The sequence below is a fragment of the Streptomyces mayonensis genome (genome assembly GCF_018982965.1).
Taxonomy (GTDB): domain Bacteria; phylum Actinomycetota; class Actinomycetes; order Streptomycetales; family Streptomycetaceae; genus Streptomyces; species Streptomyces mayonensis.
The window spans coordinates 55,624-73,598 of record NZ_JACBYP010000014.1 but is presented as its reverse complement, the minus strand read 5'-3'; the positions used below and the strand labels follow the sequence as shown (position 1 = coordinate 73,598).

The following is a 17,975-nucleotide window of genomic DNA, read 5'->3' as shown; positions in this document are numbered from 1 at the left end:
AGGTACTGATCGGTCGGTGTTGCCGGTCCGGGAAGGACGGGCAGTGGGTCAGCGGCGCGACATGTAGATGTCGAGCGCCTTGTGGAGCAGCTTGTTCAGCGGGAAGTCCCACTCGCCGAGGTACTCGGCCGCCTGCCCGCCCGTACCCACCTTGAACTGGATCAGGCCGAAGAGGTGGTCGCTCTCGTCCAGGGAGTCGGAGATGCCGCGCAGGTCGTAGACGGTGGCACCCAGGGCATAGGAATCGCGGAGCATGGCCCACTGCATGGCGTTCGAGGGCCGGACCTCGCGGCCGATGTTGTCGGAGGCCCCGTAGGAGTACCAGACGTGTCCGCCGACGACCAGCATGGTCGCCGCGGACAGGTTCACCCCGTTGTGCCGGGCGAAGTAGAGCCGCATGCGGTTGGGGTCCTCGTTGTTGAGCGCCGCCCACATGCGCTGGAAGTACGACAGCGGTCGCGGCCTGAAGCGGTCGCGCACGGCCGTGATCTCGTACAGGCGCTGCCACTCCTCGAGGTCGTGGTAGCCGCCCTGGACGACCTCGACGCCGGCCTTCTCGGCCTTCTTGATGTTGCGGCGCCACAGCTGGTTGAAGTTCTTGTGGACCTCTTCCAGGGAGCGGTTGGCCAGCGGCACCTGGAAGACGTACCGCGGCTGCACGTCGCCGAAGCCGGCGCCGCCGTCCTCACCCTGCTGCCAGCCCATGCGGCGGAGCTTGTCGGCCACCTCGAAGGCGCGCGGCTCGATGTGGTCCGCCTCTATGTCCCGCAGGCGCTTGACGTCCGGGTCCTGGATGCCCTTCTTGATGGATGCGGCGTCCCAGCGCCGGATGATGACCGGCGGACCCATCTTCACCGAGAAGGCGCCCTGCTGCTTGAGGTGGGCCAGCATCGGCTCCATCCAGTCCTGCAGGTTCGGCGAGTACCAGTTGATGACCGGGCCCTCGGGGAGGTACGCGAGGTAGCGCTTGATCTTGGGCAGCTGCCGGTAGAGGACGAGGCCGACGCCCACCAGCTCTCCGGTCCGGTCGTCGAACCAGCCCAGGTTCTCGGAGCGCCATTCCGCCTTGACGTCAGCCCATGCCGGGACCTGCATGTGGCTCGCCGCCGGCAGACTCTGGATGTGGGCCAGATGCTGCTCGCGGCTGATGGTCCTCAGGGTCAGGCTCATTCGGGGCGCTCCTCGGGCTGGTGTGTCCCCATGGGTACAGGGGCTCCGGCTCTCGCGCGAAGCCTACTGCGCCCCGTGAGCGCCCCGTCCGGCGTACGGGCCGGAAGGGCTTGCCTCCCGGGCGGGAGGCGGCGGGACTCAGCCGAAGAGCCCGCCGTGGTAGATGCCGAAGAACAGACCGAGCGCGGAGGCACCGAGCCCCAGCACGAGGCCGAAGCGTTCACGCGTCGTCGCGGAGATGTACTGGCCGTATCCGCCGGTCAGGACGCCCAGCAGCCCGGCCCAGGAGGTCAGGATGTGCAGCCCCCGGAAACTCGCCGTGGCCAGGGCGAGGACTCCCAGCACCAGGGTCACGGCCAGCAGCGCGTCCTGGAGCGGGTGCGGCTTGCCGTCGGTGGCCAGCAAGCCGGTCCGGGGCTTGGCGGGTCGCATGATCTGTGCCATGGAGAACCTCCTGCCGAAGGCAGTGTGTCTTCGCCCTCACATCCCTGACTACCGATTGTGCCCCCCGGGGGCCGGATTTCAACCGCGAGGCGACAGCCGGGTACGCTGTACCTTCCGCACCGGTGTCGGTTGCCGGCCACACCCGGGCCACCTCCTCGCAGGAGGCCCGATTGTCAGTGGGCCCTGGTTTACTCATTGATGCCGGTGCGAACGCATCGCAACCCTCCTGCCACGGAACGACCGTGGCCGCTGAGTCCAAAGGAGGTGGGTTCCACATGCGTCACTACGAGGTGATGGTCATCCTCGACCCCGATCTCGAGGAGCGCTCTGTCTCCCCGCTGATCGAGAACTTCCTCTCCGTCGTCCGTGACGGCGGCGGAAAGGTCGAGAAGGTCGACACCTGGGGCCGTCGTCGGCTCTCGTACGAGATCAAGAAGAAGCCCGAGGGCATCTACTCGGTCATCGACCTGCAGGCCGAGCCTGCGGTCGTCAAGGAGCTCGACCGCCAGATGAACCTGAACGAGTCGGTCCTCCGGACCAAGGTCCTCCGTCCCGAGACCCACTGAGCTCTGCCGCTCAGCTGATTCCGGGATTCGAGCAGCAGCAACCAAGCAGCCAGAGCAGCAAACCCGCCGAGAGGTTCCCCATGGCAGGCGAGACCGTCATCACGGTCGTCGGCAATCTTGTCGACGACCCCGAGCTGCGCTTCACCCCGTCCGGTGCGGCCGTCGCGAAGTTCCGTGTCGCGTCGACTCCCCGCACCTTCGACCGCCAGACGAACGAGTGGAAGGACGGCGAGAGCCTCTTCCTGACCTGCTCGGTCTGGCGCCAGGCGGCGGAGAACGTCGCCGAGTCGCTCCAGCGAGGCATGCGCGTCATCGTGCAGGGCCGGCTGAAGCAGCGGTCCTACGAGGACCGTGAGGGCGTCAAGCGCACGGTCTACGAGCTGGACGTCGACGAGGTCGGCGCGAGCCTCCGCAGCGCCACGGCCAAGGTCACCAAGACCTCGGGCCGCGGCGGCCAGGGTGGTTACGGCGGCGGCGGTGGCGGCGGCCAGGGTGGCGGCGGCTGGGGCGGCGGCCCCGGCGGCGGTCAGCAGGGCGGCGGCGCTCCGGCCGACGACCCCTGGGCGACCGGCGGTGCTCCCGCCGGCGGTCAGCAGGGCGGTGGCGGCTGGGGCGGTGGCTCCGGCGGCGGCGGTGGCGGCTACTCGGACGAGCCCCCTTTCTAAGCGGGCGGGCTCTACCCACACTTCTTGATCACACAGGAGAAACATCATGGCTAAGCCGCCTGTGCGCAAGCCGAAGAAGAAGGTCTGCGCGTTCTGCAAGGACAAGGTCACGTACGTGGACTACAAGGACACGAACATGCTGCGGAAGTTCATTTCCGACCGCGGCAAGATCCGTGCCCGCCGCGTGACCGGCAACTGCACCCAGCACCAGCGTGACGTCGCCACGGCAGTGAAGAACAGCCGTGAGATGGCGCTGCTGCCCTACACCTCCACCGCGCGATAAGGGAAGGGTGACCGAAACATGAAGATCATCCTCACCCACGAGGTCTCCGGCCTCGGTGCCGCGGGCGACGTCGTCGACGTCAAGGACGGCTACGCTCGCAACTACCTGATCCCGCGGAAGTTCGCGATCCGCTGGACCAAGGGTGGCGAGAAGGACGTCGAGCAGATCCGTCGTGCTCGCAAGATCCACGAGATCCAGACCATCGAGCAGGCCAACCAGGTGAAGGCCCAGCTCGAGGGTGTGAAGGTTCGTCTGGCCGTCCGCTCGGGCGACGCCGGTCGTCTCTTCGGCTCCGTCACTCCGGCCGATGTCGCCTCGGCGATCAAGGCTGCTGGTGGCCCCGAGGTCGACAAGCGTCGTATCGAGCTGGGCTCGCCGATCAAGACCCTGGGCGCTCACGAGACGTCCGTGCGTCTGCACCCCGAGGTTGACGCCAAGGTCAACGTCGAGGTCGTCGCTGCCTGAGCCCTGCGCTCGCCGAAGCGATGAGAGGGGCCGCATCCCCCAGCTTGGGGGATGCGGCCCCTCTGCCGCGTTTCACGTGAAACCGGTGTCCCCCGGGGAAGCGTGTCGTTTCACGTGAAACCGTCAGCCGAAGTCGTCAACGAGTGGCGCCGGTGACGATCCACCGCCCCGACCTCGTACGCCACCACAGGGTCACGAGCCGCATCGCCATCATCAGCGTCATGGCGGCCCACAGAGCGGTGAGCCCGCCACCGACGGTCGGGACGAGAAGTGCCGCGGGTGTGAAGACCGCGAGTGTCAGCAGCATGGCCCAGGCGAGGTACGGGCCGTCCCCGGCGCCCATGAGTACGCCGTCCAGGACGTAGACCACACCGCAGACGGGCTGCGCCACAGCCACGATCACCAGAGCGGGCAGTGCGGCGTCCATGACCGCGGAGTCGCCGGTGAACAACGGCAGGAAGACCGGACGCGACAGCACCACGAGCAGCCCGAGTACCACCCCGACCGCGACGCCCCACTCCACCATCCTGCGGCAGGCGTCGCGTGCACCCTGGTCGTCCCCTGCCCCCAGGTACCGTCCGATGATGGCCTGACCGGCGATCGCGATGGCGTCCAGGGCGAAGGCAAGCAGGCTCCACAGGGACAGGATGATCTGATGGGCCGCGATGTCGGCATCGCCGAGCCGCGCCGCCATGGCGGTGGTGATCATGAGAATGGCCCGCAGGGACAGAGTGCGCACGAGCAGTGGCGCTCCCGCCTGCGCGGAAGCCCTGATGCCGGCGGCGTCGGGGCGGAGGGAGGCACCGTGTCGTCGTGCGCCGCGGATCACCACCCACAGGTACACCGCGGCCATGCCGCACTGGGCGATGACGGTGCCCCAGGCAGACCCGGCGATGCCGAGACCGGCGCCGTAGACGAGCACGACGTTGAGGACGGCATTGGCGACGAAGCCCGCGACGGCCACATAGAGCGGCGTCCGGGTGTTCTGGAGGCCTCGGAGGACACCGGTGGCCGCCAGCACGATGAGCATGGCGGGGATACCGAGGGACGAGATGCGCAGATAGGTGATGGCGTGGGGGGCCGCCGTCTCGGAGGCGCCGAAGAGTTCGACGAGGGAGGGTGCCGTGGGCAGCACCACGGCTATGACGGCGGCGCCGAGCAGCAGCGCCAGCCAGATGCCATCCATGCCCTGACGGATGGCGGCCTGCAGGTCGCCTGCTCCTACGCGCCGCGACACGGCCGCAGTGGTGGCGTATGCGAGGAAGACGAAGACGCTGACAGCCGTGGTGAGAAGAGCCGAGGCGATGCCGAGACCCGCGAGCTGTGCGGTGCCGAGATGGCCGACGATGGCGCTGTCGGCCATGACGAACAGAGGCTCGGCGACGAGCGCGCCGAAGGCCGGAACGGCCAGCGCGACGATCTCTCGGTCGTGCCGGCGGCGGACTGTTCGGGAACGCTCGGGAGCCTGTGTCATGAGCACCAATCTAATCGTCCACAGGTAAGAGATGCAAAGGACTTCCACCCCTTACGTTCCGTCTCGCCGTGTGCACTTCCGGGCACGGTTCGAAGCGATCTTGATCTGCGTGGGAAAGTTTTTCTCCTGCACAGGCCGTGGATGACGAACGGGCAGGTCAGCGTAGCTTTTCTCGGTGTGGTCCGGGCTTGTTCACAGGGCTGTCCACCGGGTCGTGCACAGGTTTGACGGAGTTCTCCACAGCTTATGGCCCGTCGTCCACATGGCCTGTGGATAACCAGATTGGCTGACGGTGCCGACCGGCCTAACGTGGTCCGGCACATGCTCCGCGTGTCGGCTGATGAATCGTCACAAAACCGACGCGCCAGAACCGGAGTTGGGCGTCCTATTTGTCAGTGCCGTGCCGTAGAAATGAGGGGCACGGCGAGGTCCGCTCGGCGGACGGGAGGAGGTGGCTCGGTGAGCATTTCCGAGCCCTTGGACGACCCGTGGGCCGACAGCGGTCCAAGCGATCGTCTGCCTGCTTCCCGCCGTCGCGACGAGGGGGGCCGGGGCCGCGATGAGCAGCACGAACGCGGCTCGGAAAGCAGCGCCTGGGACGGTGGCGGTCCCTCATTCGAGCGGGTGCCGCCGCAGGACCTGGACGCCGAGCAGTCAGTCCTCGGCGGCATGCTCCTGTCGAAGGACGCCATCGCCGACGTCGTCGAAATCCTCAAGGGCCACGATTTCTACAAACCGGCGCACGAGACGGTCTACCAGGCCGTCCTCGACGTCTACGCCAGGGGAGAGCCCGCCGACCCCATCACGATCGCTGCCGAACTCACCAAGCGCGGTGAGATCAACAAGGTCGGCGGCGCCTCGTACCTGCACGTCCTCGTCCAGACGGTGCCGACCGCCGCCAACGCCGCGTACTACGCGGAGATCGTGCACGAGCGGGCTGTCCTGCGTCGTCTGGTGGAGGCCGGTACCCGGATCACCCAGATGGGATACGCGGCCGACGACGACGTCGACGAGATCGTCAACCGCGCCCAGGCCGAGATCTACGCCGTCACCGAGCAGCGGACCAGCGAGGACTACCTGCCGCTCGGCGACATCATGGAGGGTGCGCTCGACGAGATCGAGGCGATCGGGTCGCGCAGCGGCGAGATGACCGGCGTGCCCACGGGCTTCACGGATTTCGACTCGCTGACCAACGGCCTCCATCCGGGCCAGATGGTCGTCATCGCAGCCCGTCCCGCCATGGGCAAGTCGACGCTCGCGCTGGACTTCGCGCGCGCGGCCTCGATCAAGAACAACCTGCCGAGTGTCATCTTCTCGCTGGAGATGGGACGCAACGAGATCGCGATGCGCCTGCTGTCCGCCGAAGCGCGTGTCGCGCTGCACCACATGAGGTCCGGCACGATGACCGACGACGACTGGACCCGCCTGGCCCGCCGGATGCCCGACGTGTCGGCCGCACCGCTGTACATCGACGACTCCCCGAACCTCTCGATGATGGAGATCCGCGCCAAGTGCCGTCGGCTCAAGCAGCGCAACGACATCAAGCTGGTTGTCATCGACTATCTCCAGCTGATGCAGTCCGGCGGCTCCAAACGTGCCGAGAGTCGTCAGCAGGAGGTCTCGGACATGTCCCGCAACCTCAAGCTCCTGGCGAAGGAGCTGGAGATCCCGGTCATCGCGCTCTCCCAGCTGAACCGTGGCCCCGAACAGCGCACGGACAAGAAGCCGATGGTCTCCGACCTGCGTGAGTCCGGTTCGATCGAGCAGGACGCCGACATGGTCATCCTGCTGCACCGTGAGGACGCCTACGAGAAGGAGTCGCCGCGCGCGGGCGAGGCGGACCTGATCGTGGCCAAGCACCGCAACGGCCCGACGGCCACGATCACGGTCGCCTTCCAGGGCCACTACTCACGCTTCGTGGACATGGCACAGACCTGAGCCCCTCCCGGCACGGAGAAATCGGCTCGACGTGAGGTGTTCCGGCCGATGGACTGGGGGCATGACGACATCTCAGGAAGATCTGCTCCCTGCCACCCGGCGGTCGCTGCTGCACCGGATCGCCGTGGCCCAGTCGGAGGGGCGCGCACCGTCGCTCGTCGCGGCGGTCGTCCGGGGCGGACGGACTGTGTGGCACGGTGCGCGGACGTCGGTCGACGGGCACGGTCCGGACGAAGATGTCCAGTACCGGATCGGTTCGATCACGAAGACCTTCACCGCCGTGCTCGTTCTGCGGCTGCGCGACGAAGGTGTGCTGGATCTCGGGGACCCGCTGGAGAAGCACCTGCCCGGCACCGGAGCGGGGGAGGCCACGATCGCCCAGCTGCTGGCACACTCGGGCGGACTTGCCGCCGAGTCGCCCGCGCCGTGGTGGGAGCGGACACCGGGGACGTTGCGGCCCGAGCTGGCCGATGTTCTGGGCAAGCAGCCGCTGCTGCATCCCGCGGGCCGCCGGCACCATTACTCCAACCCGGGCTACACCGTGCTCGGCGCGCTGGTCGAGAAGCTTCGTGGTGCCCCGTGGGAGGAAGTGCTGCGGCGGGAGGTGCTGGAACCGCTGGAGCTGAACCGTACGAGCACGAGGCCCAGTGCCCCGCACGCCGGTGGCTGGGCGGTGCACCCGTGGGCCGATGTGATGCTGGCCGAGCCCGCCGAGGATCTCGGGCTGATGGCCCCAGCCGGTCAGCTCTGGTCCACCACAGATGATCTGGCCCGGTTCGCCGTCTTTCTGGCGGAAGGGGACGACAGGGTCCTCGGCGCGGAGACCGTGCGGGAGATGAGGGCGCCGGCTGCGCCCGCCGAGGCCGCGGATGTCGTGGACGGAGCCGCCTACGGCCTGGGTCTCCAGCTCCAACACCGGGACGGGCGGCTGCTGGTCGGGCACTCGGGCTCTCTCCCAGGGTTCCTGGCCAACCTCACCCTCTCCGTGGAGGATGACGTCGCCGCGGTGGCACTGGCCAACTGCACCTCCGGCCCGCTGCTCGCCGGGGTCGGTGCCGATCTGGTGCGCATTGTCGCGGAGGCAGAACCCCGGATCCCCGAACCGTGGCGGCCGCTGCCGGCGGCCCACGCTTCCGTCCTGGAGCTGGCGGGGCAGTGGTACTGGGGGACGCATGCCTTTGCGCTGCGGCTCACAGCCGACGACGGTCTCTCGCTGGGGCCGCTGTCGGGCCAGGGCCGCTGCTCACGCTTCCGGGCAAACGGTGACGGGAGCTGGACGGGACTGGAGGGCTACTACGCCGGGGAACGGCTGCAGGTGGTGCGCCGCCCGGACGGAAGCCTGAGTCATCTGGACCTCGGGTCGTTCGTCTTCACGCGCAGTCCGTACGACGAAGGGGCCGCCGTGCCGGGTGGAGTGGACCCGGAAGGATGGCGGGGGATCGGGTAGTCGTCGTCCGCTCCTCGATGGCGAGTGGCCCTGTTTCACGTGAAACAGGGCCACTCGCCATCGAGGAGCGGCGTCACGAAGGCATGTGTGAGAGCTCGAGCTTGAAACCCGTGTGCGTCGCGGAGAAGCCGAGCCGCTCGTAGAAGCGGTGGGCATCGGTGCGGGTGTTGTCGGAGGTGAGCTGCACCAGGTGGCATCCCTGCCGCCGGGACTCGGCGATCGCCCACTCGACGAACTGCGTGCCCAGGCCGCTGCCGCGTTCATCGGCGTGGATGCGCACCCCTTCAATGATCGACCGGGTGGCGCCGCGCCGGGACAGCCCCGGGACGATCGTCAACTGCAGTGTCCCGACGACCCGGTTGTCGCGGACGGCGACGACCATATGCTGGTTCGGATCGGTGCTGAGCCGTTCGAACGCGGCCAGATAAGGGCTCAAGTCGTCCGGCGACTCGCGCCGGGCGCCCAGAGGGTCGTCCGCGAGCATCGTGACGACCGCCGGAATGTCGGCTGCGGTGGCGGGGCGTATTTCGAGATCTCCCATGGCCGCACTCTAAGACCGAGGTCCCGGCGGGTGGGTCCTAGGCAGGCACGGGGGTCTTGAGGGTCTTCACAGCCCTGACGAGCGGTGCCAGGTCGGGATGGGTGGCGGCCTCGTCGAGGGCTTCGCGCAGGGCTGCGTCATTCGTGGGCCGCGCTTCGTCCAGCAGTGTCAGGCCGACTGCCGTGACGTTGGTGTAGATACCGCGCCGGTCGGTGGGACACAGGTAGCGCTCGAGCAGTCCGCGGTCCTCCAGCCGGGTGACCAGGCGGGTGGTCGCGCTCTGGCTGAGTACGACGGCGTCCGCGACCTGTTTCATCTGCAGATGCCCGCCGTCGCCGTCGTGCTGGCGGCTGAGCACGTCGAGCAGGGAGTACTCCCGCACGCTCAGGTCGTGCCCGGACTGCAGGGCGCGTTCGACATGCGCCTCGATCCTGCCGTGCAGCAGCGAGAGGGCGCACCAGCCCTGGGAGAGGGCGGTGAGCGCGGGATCCGTCGCTGTCATGTGTTCCTCCGTCCCTGAGCGCTGATACCAGGGTAGACCAGTACCGCGACTGCCCGCGTTTGCAAGTAACCCGCGTGTGCAATTAATGTGAGCGCGCGCAAAGTGCTCTTGCAATCTTCTGGGAAGGTGTATCCCCCGCCATGCCTCTCGCACTTCTGGCCCTCGCGATCGGGGCCTTCGGCATCGGAACGACCGAGTTTGTGATCATGGGCTTGCTGCCCGAGGTCGCGGGCGACTACGGGGTCTCCATCCCCACCGCCGGCTACCTGGTGACCGGATACGCGCTCGGTGTGATGTTCGGCGCCCCGCTGATGACCGTGCTCGGCACCAGGATTCCGCGCAAGCGGATGCTGATGCTGCTGATGGGCCTGTTCATCGTCGGCAACCTGCTGTCCGCCCTTGCCCCGGCCTTCTCCGTCATGCTGATCGGCCGCGTGGTCGCCTCGCTCGCCCACGGTGCCTTCTTCGGTATCGGCTCGGTCGTCGCCGCCGACCTGGTCGCACCGCACAAGAGGGCCGGCGCGATCGCGACGATGTTCACCGGACTGACCGTCGCCAACGTCGTGGGCGTACCGCTGGGCACGCTCGTCGGGCAGGCCGTCGGCTGGCGGGTCACCTTCACCGCCGTCGCCGCGCTGGGCCTCCTCGGCCTGCTCGGGATCGCCATGCTGGTTCCCGACGTGCCCCGGGCGGAGGGCGTGCGGTTGCGGCACGAACTGGGCGCGTTCAGGAACGTCCAGGTACTGCTCGCGATGGCCATGACCGTTCTCGGCTTCGGCGGCGTCTTCGCGGCCATCACGTACATCGCACCGATGATGACCCGTGTCGCCGGATTCGCGGACGGCTCGGTCACCTGGCTGCTGGTCCTCTTCGGTCTCGGCATGGTCGGTGGCAACCTCGTCGGCGGCAGGTTCGCCGACCGCGCCCTGATGCCCCTGCTGTACGTCTCCCTGGGCGCCCTGTCCGTCGTGCTCGCCCTCTTCACCCTCACCGCGCACAACAAGTTCGCCTCAGCCGTGACCGTCGTCCTGATCGGAGCCCTCGGCTTCGCCACCGTCCCGCCCCTGCAGAAGCGCGTCCTCGACCATGCGCACGGCGCCCCGACGCTGGCCTCGGCCGTGAACATCGGCGCCTTCAACCTCGGCAACGCGCTCTCCGCCTGGCTCGGGGGCGTCGTCATCGGCGCCGGCCTCGGTTACACGGCTCCGAACTGGGTCGGTGCGGTTCTCGCCGCCGCGGCCCTCGTCCTCGCCGTCCTCTCGGCCGCTCTCGAGCGGCGCGGGAGCGCCTCCCGCGGGACGGCCGCCGCGTCAACACCCGCAGCGCAGCGGGCCGCCGCCGTACGGCACTGACCTGACCGACCCGGGCACGCACCCCTGGCGCCACGCGCCGCCTGGACGAACCCGCCCGCACCCGCACCCCCGCGTCGGGCACCCCCACCACCGGGCACCAAACAAGGAGGAACTCCATGACCACCACCGCTGTCGCCCCGCTGACGACCGAGGACGCCGAAGTCCTCGTCACCGCCGCCCACCGCGCCGCCGAGGACGAAGGGGTCACCGTCAGCGTCACGGTCCTCGACGCGGGAGGCCACCTGCTCGCCTTCCGGCGCGACGACCGCGCCGTGCTGATCTCCGGTGAGACCAGCACCCGCAAGGCCTACACGGCACTCCAGTTGAACGCCCCCACCGCCGATCTCGTCGACGCCGTCCAGCCCGGAGGCCTCTTCCACACCCTGCCCACGGCACTCGACCGGCCACTGCTGTTCATCGCGGGTGGGATGCCCGTCCACCGTGAGGGCCGGCTGATCGGCTCGGTCGGAGTCGGCGGAGGCGCACCCGAGCAGGACCACGGCTTCGCCTCGTCGGCCGTGCGGGCCCTCGCCTGACGGCGTGAACCCGCACAGCGTCAGCCCGCCGCCACCGTCAGAGGTGCGAACCTCCGGTTCCAGTCCCCGGGCAGCTCGGTGATGCCGTACGTCATGACGGCGTTCGGGGCGACCAGGGCGAGGCCGCGCTCCTTCAGCCAGGCCAGCAGCCCTTCGTGCCGTGCGTCCACGTCCGTGCGCAGCGGTCGGTCGGTGCGGGCCGCGAGGGAGCCGATCAGTGCCTTCGCCGTGTCGGTGTCACGGGCGATCAGCGGTCCCACGACGTGGGTGTCCATGTTCGGCCAGGCCGCCGCGTACCCGGTGATCCGCCCGTCCTCCTCGGCGACACGCAGCTGGTCGGCGAAGGCGGGCAGCCGCGTGATGACGTGCGTGCGGTCGGCACCGAAGACCTCCTCGTCGAGCCGGACGATCGTGGTGAGGTCCTCGGCCGTGGCTGCCCGAGTGGCAACGCCGGGTCCGTGCCCGCCCGGGGTGAAACGTCCGCGCACCATCTCCGCGCGGCCGGTGACCTTGAAGCCGAGCTCCTCGTAGAGCGGACGGCCGTGCGGCGTCGCATGGAGGGTCAGGGGTGTGGTGCCCAGGAGTGAGAGGACGTGGCGCATCAGACGCCGACCGACGCCCTGACGGGCGTGCCGCTCGGCGACCAGAACCATCCCGATCCCGGCGAGGGACGGGCGTCCGTGCGGCCCGTACTCGGTGACGGTGCACGCGGCGACGAGTCCGCCGCCCGGGTCGTCGATGCCGTACCCCTGCCCGGCTGTGAGGAGGAATCCCCACTTGTGCTCCTCGCGCGGCCACCCCCGGTCCTCGGAGAGGTCTGCGCAGGCACGAAGGTCGCGGAGTGTCAGACGGCGGATCGGTGCGGAGGCGGCGGAAGGTGTCGGCACGCAGGTCAGGCTGGCCGACCACGGCGGTCCGCGTCCACCTCTTTCCGGTGGAACACATGAGCTTTTGGCCATCTCGTGGCCGAGCGCACAGCGGGCCGACACCTGGCGGACGCCCGGTCGGCTCAGCCGGCCGACCGCGGGCCCGGCCGCCCTCCGCGTCAGCCGAGGTCGGGAGCGTGCAGGGCCAGCACGCCCTCGATGTTGCCGTCCAGGTAGTGCCGCAGCGACAGCGGTACGAGGTGGACGGAGGCGATCCCCACCCGGGTGAAGGGCACTCGGACGATCTCGTACTCACCCGCGGGATCGTCGACCTCGGGACCGTGCCGGAGGGCCGGGTCCATGGATTGCAGGTGGCAGACGAAGAAGTGCTGCACCTTCACCCCGGTCGCGCCGCCGTCCTCGCCGATGTGCTCCACCGTGTCCACGAAGCAGGGGACCACGTCGCTGATCTTGGCGCCCAGTTCCTCGTACACCTCGCGGTGCAGAGCGTCCACCACGGTGGTGTCGTCCGGCTCGACCCCGCCCCCGGGAGTGACCCAGTAGGGATCGACACCGGGCTTGGTGCGCTTGATCAGAATCAGGTGGCCGCCGTCCAGGAGAACGGCGCGTGCGGTGCGCTTGACCACGGGTCGGACGGTCATGGGGAAAATGTGGCCCGGCTGGTTCCACGTGAAACATCGTGGGGCGGCACGGTCGGCGAGGCCGTCCGGTCAGTTCCAGCCGGCTGCCGCGTGCAGCAACCATTCGTGGGCCCTGGCGATGTGCGGCATCGCCAGGGTGCCGGTACGCACCACCAGGAAGTACGTCCGCAGCGGGGGTATCGCGGGCTCGTGCAGGGCGACGACGTCACCGCGCTCCAGTGCCGGTGCGCACAGATAGCGCGGCAGGACGGCCAGGCCGGCGCCCGCGATCGCACAGGCGAGGACAGCGCGCAGGTCAGGAGCGACGACCGTGCCCGGGCCGGCCGGGCAGGCGTCGAAGACGGACGCCCAGTAGCGGGCGACGAAGGGCAGCGACTCGTGCACCTCGACCACGGGGACGCTCTCCAGGGCGGGCGCGTCGGTACTGCTGAGCTTTTCGGTGCCCACCCGCTCCGCCCAGTGGGGCGCGGCGACCAGGACGTGCTCCTCGTCGCAGAGCGGCGTCCCGGTGAGCAGTGCGCCGCGGGGGCGGGCGGTGGCGATGGCCAGATCGTGATGCCCGGCGGCCAGGCCCTCCAGCGTCTCTTCGGCGTTGCCGAACGAGGCACGCAGGGCGAAGGCCTGGCCGTCCTCGCCGTTGAGCGCAGTGAGCGCGGGCAGGGCACGTTCGGCGGTGAACTCCGGCGGCCCGGCGAGGTGCAGGGTCCGCAGGGAGGAGTCGTCCTCGAGTCCGGTCTCGGTGATCTCGACCAGGGCGTCGAGGTGCGGTGCGGCCTTGTGCGCGAGCTCGTCGCCGATGGTCGTCGGGGTCACGCCGCGGGCCTGGCGCAGAAACAGCGGACGGCCGATCTGGCGCTCCAGGGTGCGGATCTGCGAGGTGACTGCGGGCTGGGAGAGGCCGAGCAGGGCTGCCGCGCGCGTGAAGGAGCCGGCCCGGTGCACGGTGACGAAAGTGCGCAGCAAGGCCAGATCCACGGAAGCACTTCCCCTCTCCCTCTCCGGTTCTTCGCCCCGCCCGTGCCAACTATAAATATGTCGATAGGTCGCTGTCGCTACTGTGATTGGACACTGACATACAGTCAACTAGCCTTGTTCGCGCGGTTCTTCGCGCGCAGAACCGGAGGACGGTCCGAGCCACGAGGGGGGAGGTTCGGACCGTCCGCCGTTCCGCGCTCAGGCCGGCTCGTCCGCCGACTCGTCCAGCGCGCGCAGCAGATCGGCCACCAGGTCCTCGGGATCCTCCGCGCCGACCGAGAGCCGTACGAAGCCTTCAGGCACCGCGTCGCCGCCCCAGCGTCCGCGCCGCTCGGCGGTCGAACGGACCCCGCCGAAGCTCGTCGCACCCTCCACCAGCCGCAGCGCGTCAAGGAAACGATCGGCACGCGCGCGCGTGGGCAACGTGAAGGAGACGACGCACCCGTAGCGCAGCATCTGCCGCGCGGCGATCTCGTGCGAGGGGTCGCCGGGCAGTCCCGGGTAGCGCAGCCCGGTCACGTCGGGCCGGGCCCGCAGCGCCTCGGCGACCCGGAGGGCAGTGGCGTCCTGCCGGTCGACCCGCAGCTGGAGGGTGGCGATCGAGCGGTGCGCCAGCCAGGCCTCCATGGGGCCGGGGATGGCACCGACGATCTTCCGCCAGCGCCGCACGGCCGCCATCGCACCGGCATCGCGACCGGTCACGTAGCCCAGGAGGACGTCACCGTGGCCGGTCAGCTGCTTGGTGCCGCTGGCCACCGAGAAGTCGGCGCCGAGCTCCAGCGGGCGCTGCCCGAGCGGTGTGGCGAGGGTGTTGTCGACGGCGACCAGGGCACCGCTCGCGTGTGCCGCCTCGACGAGCCGCCGCACGTCGCACACGTCGAGTCCCGGGTTCGACGGTGTCTCGATCCACAGCAGTCCCGCCCCGTCCAGGAGGTCGAGCTGGGCGTCACCGCCGGTCGGCGCGGTGCGCACCTCGATGCCGTACGCCTCCAGCTGCGCGCGGACCAGCGGCAGTGCCTGGTAGCCGTCGTCGGGCAGCACTGCCACGTCCCCGGCGCCCAGCTGCGAGAAGAGCACCGAGGAGATGGCGGCCATGCCCGAGGCGAACACGAGCGTCTCGGCACCGGACTCTCCGGGCGCCTCCAGTTCACCGATGGCTTGCTCGAGGTGTGTCCAGGTCGGATTCTCGTCACGGCCGTAGGTGTACGGGCCGGTCGGCTCGCCCGGCAGATGGAAGTGGGCGGCGAAGACGGGGCCGGGCAGGGTCGGCTCGTGCTTGACGGGCTCGGGCAGTCCGGCGCGCACCGCGCGCGTGCCGTCACCGCCGCCGGAGGAGGCCCTCCGCGTCCGTGCACCCGCTCCGTCGCTGCTGGTGGAGTCGCTCATGCCGCCCGTCCTTCCACGTGCTCACGTACCGCGGTGAGCAGTCCGCCGCTCGCCGCCTCCACCATCTCAAGACAGTCCTCGAAGCCGTCGGTGCCCCCGTAGTAGGGATCCGGTACGTCCAGGTCACCGGTGTCGGCGGCGGGGTCGTACGAGCGCAGCAGCCGCACTTTCGCCGCGTCCCGCTCCGTGGGCGCGAGACGGCGCAGGGCCCGCAGATGACCGGCGTCGAGGGCGATCACGAGGTCCAGACCGGCGAACCAGGACTGCTGGAACTGCCGGGCCGTGTGGTCGAGGCCGTAGCCGTTGTCCGCGAGGACGGCCACCGTGCGCGGGTCGGCGCCCTCACCCTCGTGCCAGCCGCCGGTGCCGGCGCTGTCGGCCTCGACCAGTTCGCCGAGCCCGGCGTCCTCCACGCGCGCCTGGAAGACGGCCTCGGCCATCGGCGAGCGGCAGATGTTGCCCGTGCACACGAAGCAGACGCGGTAGGTCATCGGGTCAGTCCTCGTCGGGCAGGAACGCGTTCAGGGCCCAGGAGACGATCGAGACGATCAGTCCGCCCAGAACGGCCGTCCAGAAGCCGTCCACGTGGAAACTCAGGTCGAGCTTGCCTGCCAGCCACGAGGTGAGCAGCAGCATGAGGGCGTTGACCACCAACGTGAACAGCCCGAGTGTCAGGATGAACAGCGGGAAGGTCAGCACCTGCACGACGGGCTTCACCAGCATGTTCACCAGGCCGAACACCAGGGCCACCACGATCAGGGTGGCTGCCTTCTCGCCGGTGCTGCCACCACTCAGGGTGATCTTGTCGAGCAGCCACACGGCCACCGCCAGGGCGCCCGCGTTGGCGATCGTCTTGACTAGGAAATTCTTCATGTGTCTGATCGTGGCAGACGCGGTCGGCAAAGAACGGTGAGGCAGGGGCGGACGAGGCGATGAAGGCATTCCGGCTGGACGAACTGGAGGCGGAACGCGCCGCCAACGACGGTGCCTACCTGCAGTTCCTGCGGGAGCGGAACATGTCGGTCGGTCTGTACGCCCTGGACGCGGGGACGGCCGATCCGCAGAAGCCGCACGCACAGGACGAGGTGTACTTCGTGGTGAGCGGACGGGCGGCGATCACCGTGGGGATGGAGACCACCCAGGTCGCCCGCGGCAGTGTGGTCTATGTGCCGGCCGGGGTCGCCCACAAGTTCCATCACATCAGCGAGGACCTGCGGGTCCTGGTGGTGTTCTCTCCGCCCGAGAGCTGAGTCGGGACCCCGGGGTTCCCTAGGGGATCGGTCAGGGGGAGACAAGGGATGCGGGAGCCCTGCCGGAGCCCTCGCGCCTCTAGCATCGAGTGCAGGACATTCAAAGGATTCCCGGACGGGGCCGGGCCGTCGAAGGCCCGGCACCCGAGGGACGGAAGGGTAAGGACGAGGGCGATGCGAGAGATCTTCACGGGACTGCCGTGGTGGGTGAAGTGGATCGCGGTGCCGATCATCGCCCTGGTCGTGTTCGGCGGACTGATCGCCAGCGTGGTCGGGTTCGTGATCGGACTGCTGTTCAAGGTGCTGGTCTTCGTCGCGCTCGTGGGCGGACTGATCTATGTCGTACGCAAGTTCATGTCGAGTTCCTCCTCGCGCAGCGACTGGTGAGGGCGGTGGGGCACCGGTGGCGGTAACAGGAATCACCGGTTCCCTCGCGCGGGGGAAGTTTCGCGGACGGGACGCCGGTGACCGGTGAGCGGCGGTTAGAGTCCGAACCTCCACGCGGGGGCGACCTCGCGGACGGCGTACACCCCCACCCGTGTCCCCCGCACGGGCTGCCTCCTCGCGTTCCGGGAGTGACCCTTGGCCATGGCTGACACCGCATGCGCTCCGCCGCACACCCTCCCCGTGCAGCCCTGTGCGGCGCCGCGGACGCCTCCGGCACCTCCCGCCGCCGAGCCGCCCGCGGCGGCGACGCTCATCGGTTCCGTGCAGCGGGCGATGCGGCTTCTGGAGTGCGTCGCGAGGCACGAGTACGGAGCCCCGGCCAAGCAGTTGGCCCGCGAGACCCGGCTGGCGCTGCCCACGGCCTACCACCTGCTGCGCACACTGGTGCACGAGGGCTACCTGCGCCGGGAGAAGGGCCTCTTCTTCCTCGGCGAGGCAACCGAGCGGCTGAGCAGCAACGGCGCCGAGCAGAAACGTCGCAGCACGGTGGCCGACGCGCTGGCGCGCTGGCGGGACGCCATCGGCGCGCCCGTGTACTACGCCATGTACCGCGACGGCGAGATCGAGGTCATGTGCGTGTCCGACACTCCGGGCGCCCCCGCTGTCGAGGAGTGGGCGGACTTCCGCGAGACGGGACACGCGCACGCCGTCGGCCAGTGCCTGCTCTCGCAGCTGGACGAGGAGACCCGCCGCGAGCACCTCGACCGCTACCCGGTGCGGCCGGTCACGCCGTACACGGTGCGTGACGGACACGGTCTGCTGAGACGACTGGATCGCACGCGCCGGATGACGCCGGTGTTCGAACGTCAGGAGTACGCCCTGGGAACGGTCTGCGCGGCCGTCCCGATCACCGTCGGCACCACGGCCGCGACCGTGGCCATCTCCCTGCCGCTCCAGCAGGCCGACCGGCTGCTGCTCGCGGCACGCCAGTTGCAGCATGAGGTCGGGCGGCACCTGGGATCAGTTGCACTTTCTATCAGTATCTGAAAACTCACTCCTTGTGATC

General features: G+C 69.3%; 22 protein-coding genes. 11 read left to right on the top strand and 11 right to left on the bottom strand.

Going from position 1 to position 17,975, the window contains the following annotated elements; translation table 11 throughout:
* Positions 1-48: 48 nt before the first annotated feature.
* The gene (femX, locus tag HZS56_RS08095; RefSeq protein WP_216720003.1) at positions 49-1,170 is read right to left on the bottom strand and encodes a peptidoglycan bridge formation glycyltransferase FemX; all 1,122 of its coding nucleotides are present in this window, start codon (positions 1,168-1,170) and stop codon (positions 49-51) included.
* Positions 1,171-1,308: 138 nt separating this feature from the next.
* The gene (locus tag HZS56_RS08090) at positions 1,309-1,614 is read right to left on the bottom strand and encodes a hypothetical protein (protein ID WP_216720002.1); all 306 of its coding nucleotides are present in this window, start codon (positions 1,612-1,614) and stop codon (positions 1,309-1,311) included.
* 275 nt (positions 1,615-1,889) lie between these two features.
* Here HZS56_RS08090 and rpsF point away from each other — a divergent pair, with 275 nt between their 5' ends.
* From rpsF to rplI, 4 genes are all read left to right on the top strand, one after another.
* Positions 1,890-2,180, top strand: coding sequence for a 30S ribosomal protein S6 (rpsF, locus tag HZS56_RS08085; protein ID WP_019324683.1), 291 nt, complete (start codon positions 1,890-1,892; stop codon positions 2,178-2,180).
* 80 nt (positions 2,181-2,260) lie between these two features.
* Positions 2,261-2,845 (top strand): single-stranded DNA-binding protein, encoded by a 585-nt coding sequence (locus HZS56_RS08080; RefSeq protein ID WP_216720001.1) that lies wholly within the window; start codon positions 2,261-2,263, stop codon positions 2,843-2,845.
* A 46-nt stretch (positions 2,846-2,891) separates the two neighbouring features.
* Positions 2,892-3,128: a 30S ribosomal protein S18 gene (gene rpsR, locus HZS56_RS08075; protein WP_003949403.1), complete on the top strand. Its 237-nt coding sequence runs from the start codon at positions 2,892-2,894 to the stop codon at positions 3,126-3,128.
* An 18-nt stretch (positions 3,129-3,146) separates the two neighbouring features.
* Positions 3,147-3,593: a 50S ribosomal protein L9 gene (rplI, locus tag HZS56_RS08070; RefSeq protein ID WP_216720000.1), complete on the top strand. Its 447-nt coding sequence runs from the start codon at positions 3,147-3,149 to the stop codon at positions 3,591-3,593.
* 136 nt (positions 3,594-3,729) lie between these two features.
* Here rplI and HZS56_RS08065 read toward each other — a convergent pair whose 3' ends face one another.
* Positions 3,730-5,067: an MATE family efflux transporter gene (locus tag HZS56_RS08065; RefSeq protein ID WP_216719999.1), complete on the bottom strand. Its 1,338-nt coding sequence runs from the start codon at positions 5,065-5,067 to the stop codon at positions 3,730-3,732.
* A gap of 459 nt (positions 5,068-5,526) precedes the next feature.
* On the opposite strand from HZS56_RS08065, the gene dnaB reads away from it, so the two are divergent.
* Both dnaB and HZS56_RS08055 read left to right on the top strand, forming a co-directional pair.
* A complete protein-coding gene (gene dnaB, locus HZS56_RS08060) occupies positions 5,527-7,005 on the top strand; it encodes a replicative DNA helicase (RefSeq protein WP_216719998.1) in 1,479 nt (492 codons plus the stop codon).
* Positions 7,006-7,066: 61 nt separating this feature from the next.
* The gene (locus HZS56_RS08055; protein WP_216719997.1) at positions 7,067-8,452 is read left to right on the top strand and encodes a serine hydrolase domain-containing protein; all 1,386 of its coding nucleotides are present in this window, start codon (positions 7,067-7,069) and stop codon (positions 8,450-8,452) included.
* A gap of 73 nt (positions 8,453-8,525) precedes the next feature.
* Here the strand turns inward: HZS56_RS08055 and HZS56_RS08050 are convergent, their stop codons facing one another.
* Positions 8,526-8,993, bottom strand: coding sequence for a GNAT family N-acetyltransferase (locus HZS56_RS08050; protein WP_216719996.1), 468 nt, complete (start codon positions 8,991-8,993; stop codon positions 8,526-8,528).
* Positions 8,994-9,030: 37 nt separating this feature from the next.
* Positions 9,031-9,495, bottom strand: a complete 465-nt coding sequence (locus HZS56_RS08045; RefSeq protein WP_216719995.1) for a MarR family winged helix-turn-helix transcriptional regulator — start codon at positions 9,493-9,495, stop codon at positions 9,031-9,033.
* A gap of 140 nt (positions 9,496-9,635) precedes the next feature.
* On the opposite strand from HZS56_RS08045, the gene HZS56_RS08040 reads away from it, so the two are divergent.
* Both HZS56_RS08040 and HZS56_RS08035 read left to right on the top strand, forming a co-directional pair.
* Complete coding sequence (locus HZS56_RS08040; protein WP_216719994.1) at positions 9,636-10,847, top strand: MFS transporter; 1,212 nt, start codon at positions 9,636-9,638, stop codon at positions 10,845-10,847.
* Between the two features lie 116 nt (positions 10,848-10,963).
* A complete protein-coding gene (locus tag HZS56_RS08035; RefSeq protein WP_216719993.1) occupies positions 10,964-11,383 on the top strand; it encodes a GlcG/HbpS family heme-binding protein in 420 nt (139 codons plus the stop codon).
* Positions 11,384-11,403: 20 nt separating this feature from the next.
* Here HZS56_RS08035 and HZS56_RS08030 read toward each other — a convergent pair whose 3' ends face one another.
* From HZS56_RS08030 to HZS56_RS08005, 6 genes are all read right to left on the bottom strand, one after another.
* Positions 11,404-12,270 (bottom strand): GNAT family N-acetyltransferase, encoded by an 867-nt coding sequence (locus tag HZS56_RS08030; RefSeq protein WP_216719992.1) that lies wholly within the window; start codon positions 12,268-12,270, stop codon positions 11,404-11,406.
* Between the two features lie 158 nt (positions 12,271-12,428).
* Entirely contained in the window at positions 12,429-12,911 is a 483-nt protein-coding gene (locus tag HZS56_RS08025) for an NUDIX domain-containing protein (RefSeq protein WP_216719991.1), read from the bottom strand.
* 69 nt (positions 12,912-12,980) lie between these two features.
* Positions 12,981-13,886: a LysR family transcriptional regulator gene (locus HZS56_RS08020; RefSeq protein WP_216719990.1), complete on the bottom strand. Its 906-nt coding sequence runs from the start codon at positions 13,884-13,886 to the stop codon at positions 12,981-12,983.
* 198 nt (positions 13,887-14,084) lie between these two features.
* The gene (locus tag HZS56_RS08015; protein ID WP_216719989.1) at positions 14,085-15,272 is read right to left on the bottom strand and encodes a cystathionine gamma-lyase; all 1,188 of its coding nucleotides are present in this window, start codon (positions 15,270-15,272) and stop codon (positions 14,085-14,087) included.
* Positions 15,269-15,763 carry a low molecular weight protein-tyrosine-phosphatase gene (locus HZS56_RS08010; RefSeq protein WP_216719988.1) on the bottom strand — a complete coding sequence of 165 codons (495 nt, stop codon included), beginning with the start codon at positions 15,761-15,763 and terminating at the stop codon, positions 15,269-15,271. The genes HZS56_RS08015 and HZS56_RS08010 overlap by 4 nt, the downstream gene beginning before the upstream one ends.
* A gap of 4 nt (positions 15,764-15,767) precedes the next feature.
* A complete protein-coding gene (locus tag HZS56_RS08005; RefSeq protein WP_216719987.1) occupies positions 15,768-16,145 on the bottom strand; it encodes a phage holin family protein in 378 nt (125 codons plus the stop codon).
* A gap of 59 nt (positions 16,146-16,204) precedes the next feature.
* On the opposite strand from HZS56_RS08005, the gene HZS56_RS08000 reads away from it, so the two are divergent.
* The 3 genes from HZS56_RS08000 to HZS56_RS07990 all read left to right on the top strand — a co-directional run bounded on the left by HZS56_RS08000 (position 16,205) and on the right by HZS56_RS07990 (position 17,956).
* Positions 16,205-16,522, top strand: coding sequence for a cupin domain-containing protein (locus tag HZS56_RS08000; protein ID WP_053133839.1), 318 nt, complete (start codon positions 16,205-16,207; stop codon positions 16,520-16,522).
* A 174-nt stretch (positions 16,523-16,696) separates the two neighbouring features.
* Positions 16,697-16,909, top strand: coding sequence for a DUF5326 family protein (locus tag HZS56_RS07995; protein ID WP_031036668.1), 213 nt, complete (start codon positions 16,697-16,699; stop codon positions 16,907-16,909).
* 321 nt (positions 16,910-17,230) lie between these two features.
* Positions 17,231-17,956 carry an IclR family transcriptional regulator gene (locus HZS56_RS07990; RefSeq protein WP_308408023.1) on the top strand — a complete coding sequence of 242 codons (726 nt, stop codon included), beginning with the start codon at positions 17,231-17,233 and terminating at the stop codon, positions 17,954-17,956.
* Positions 17,957-17,975 lie beyond the last annotated feature (19 nt).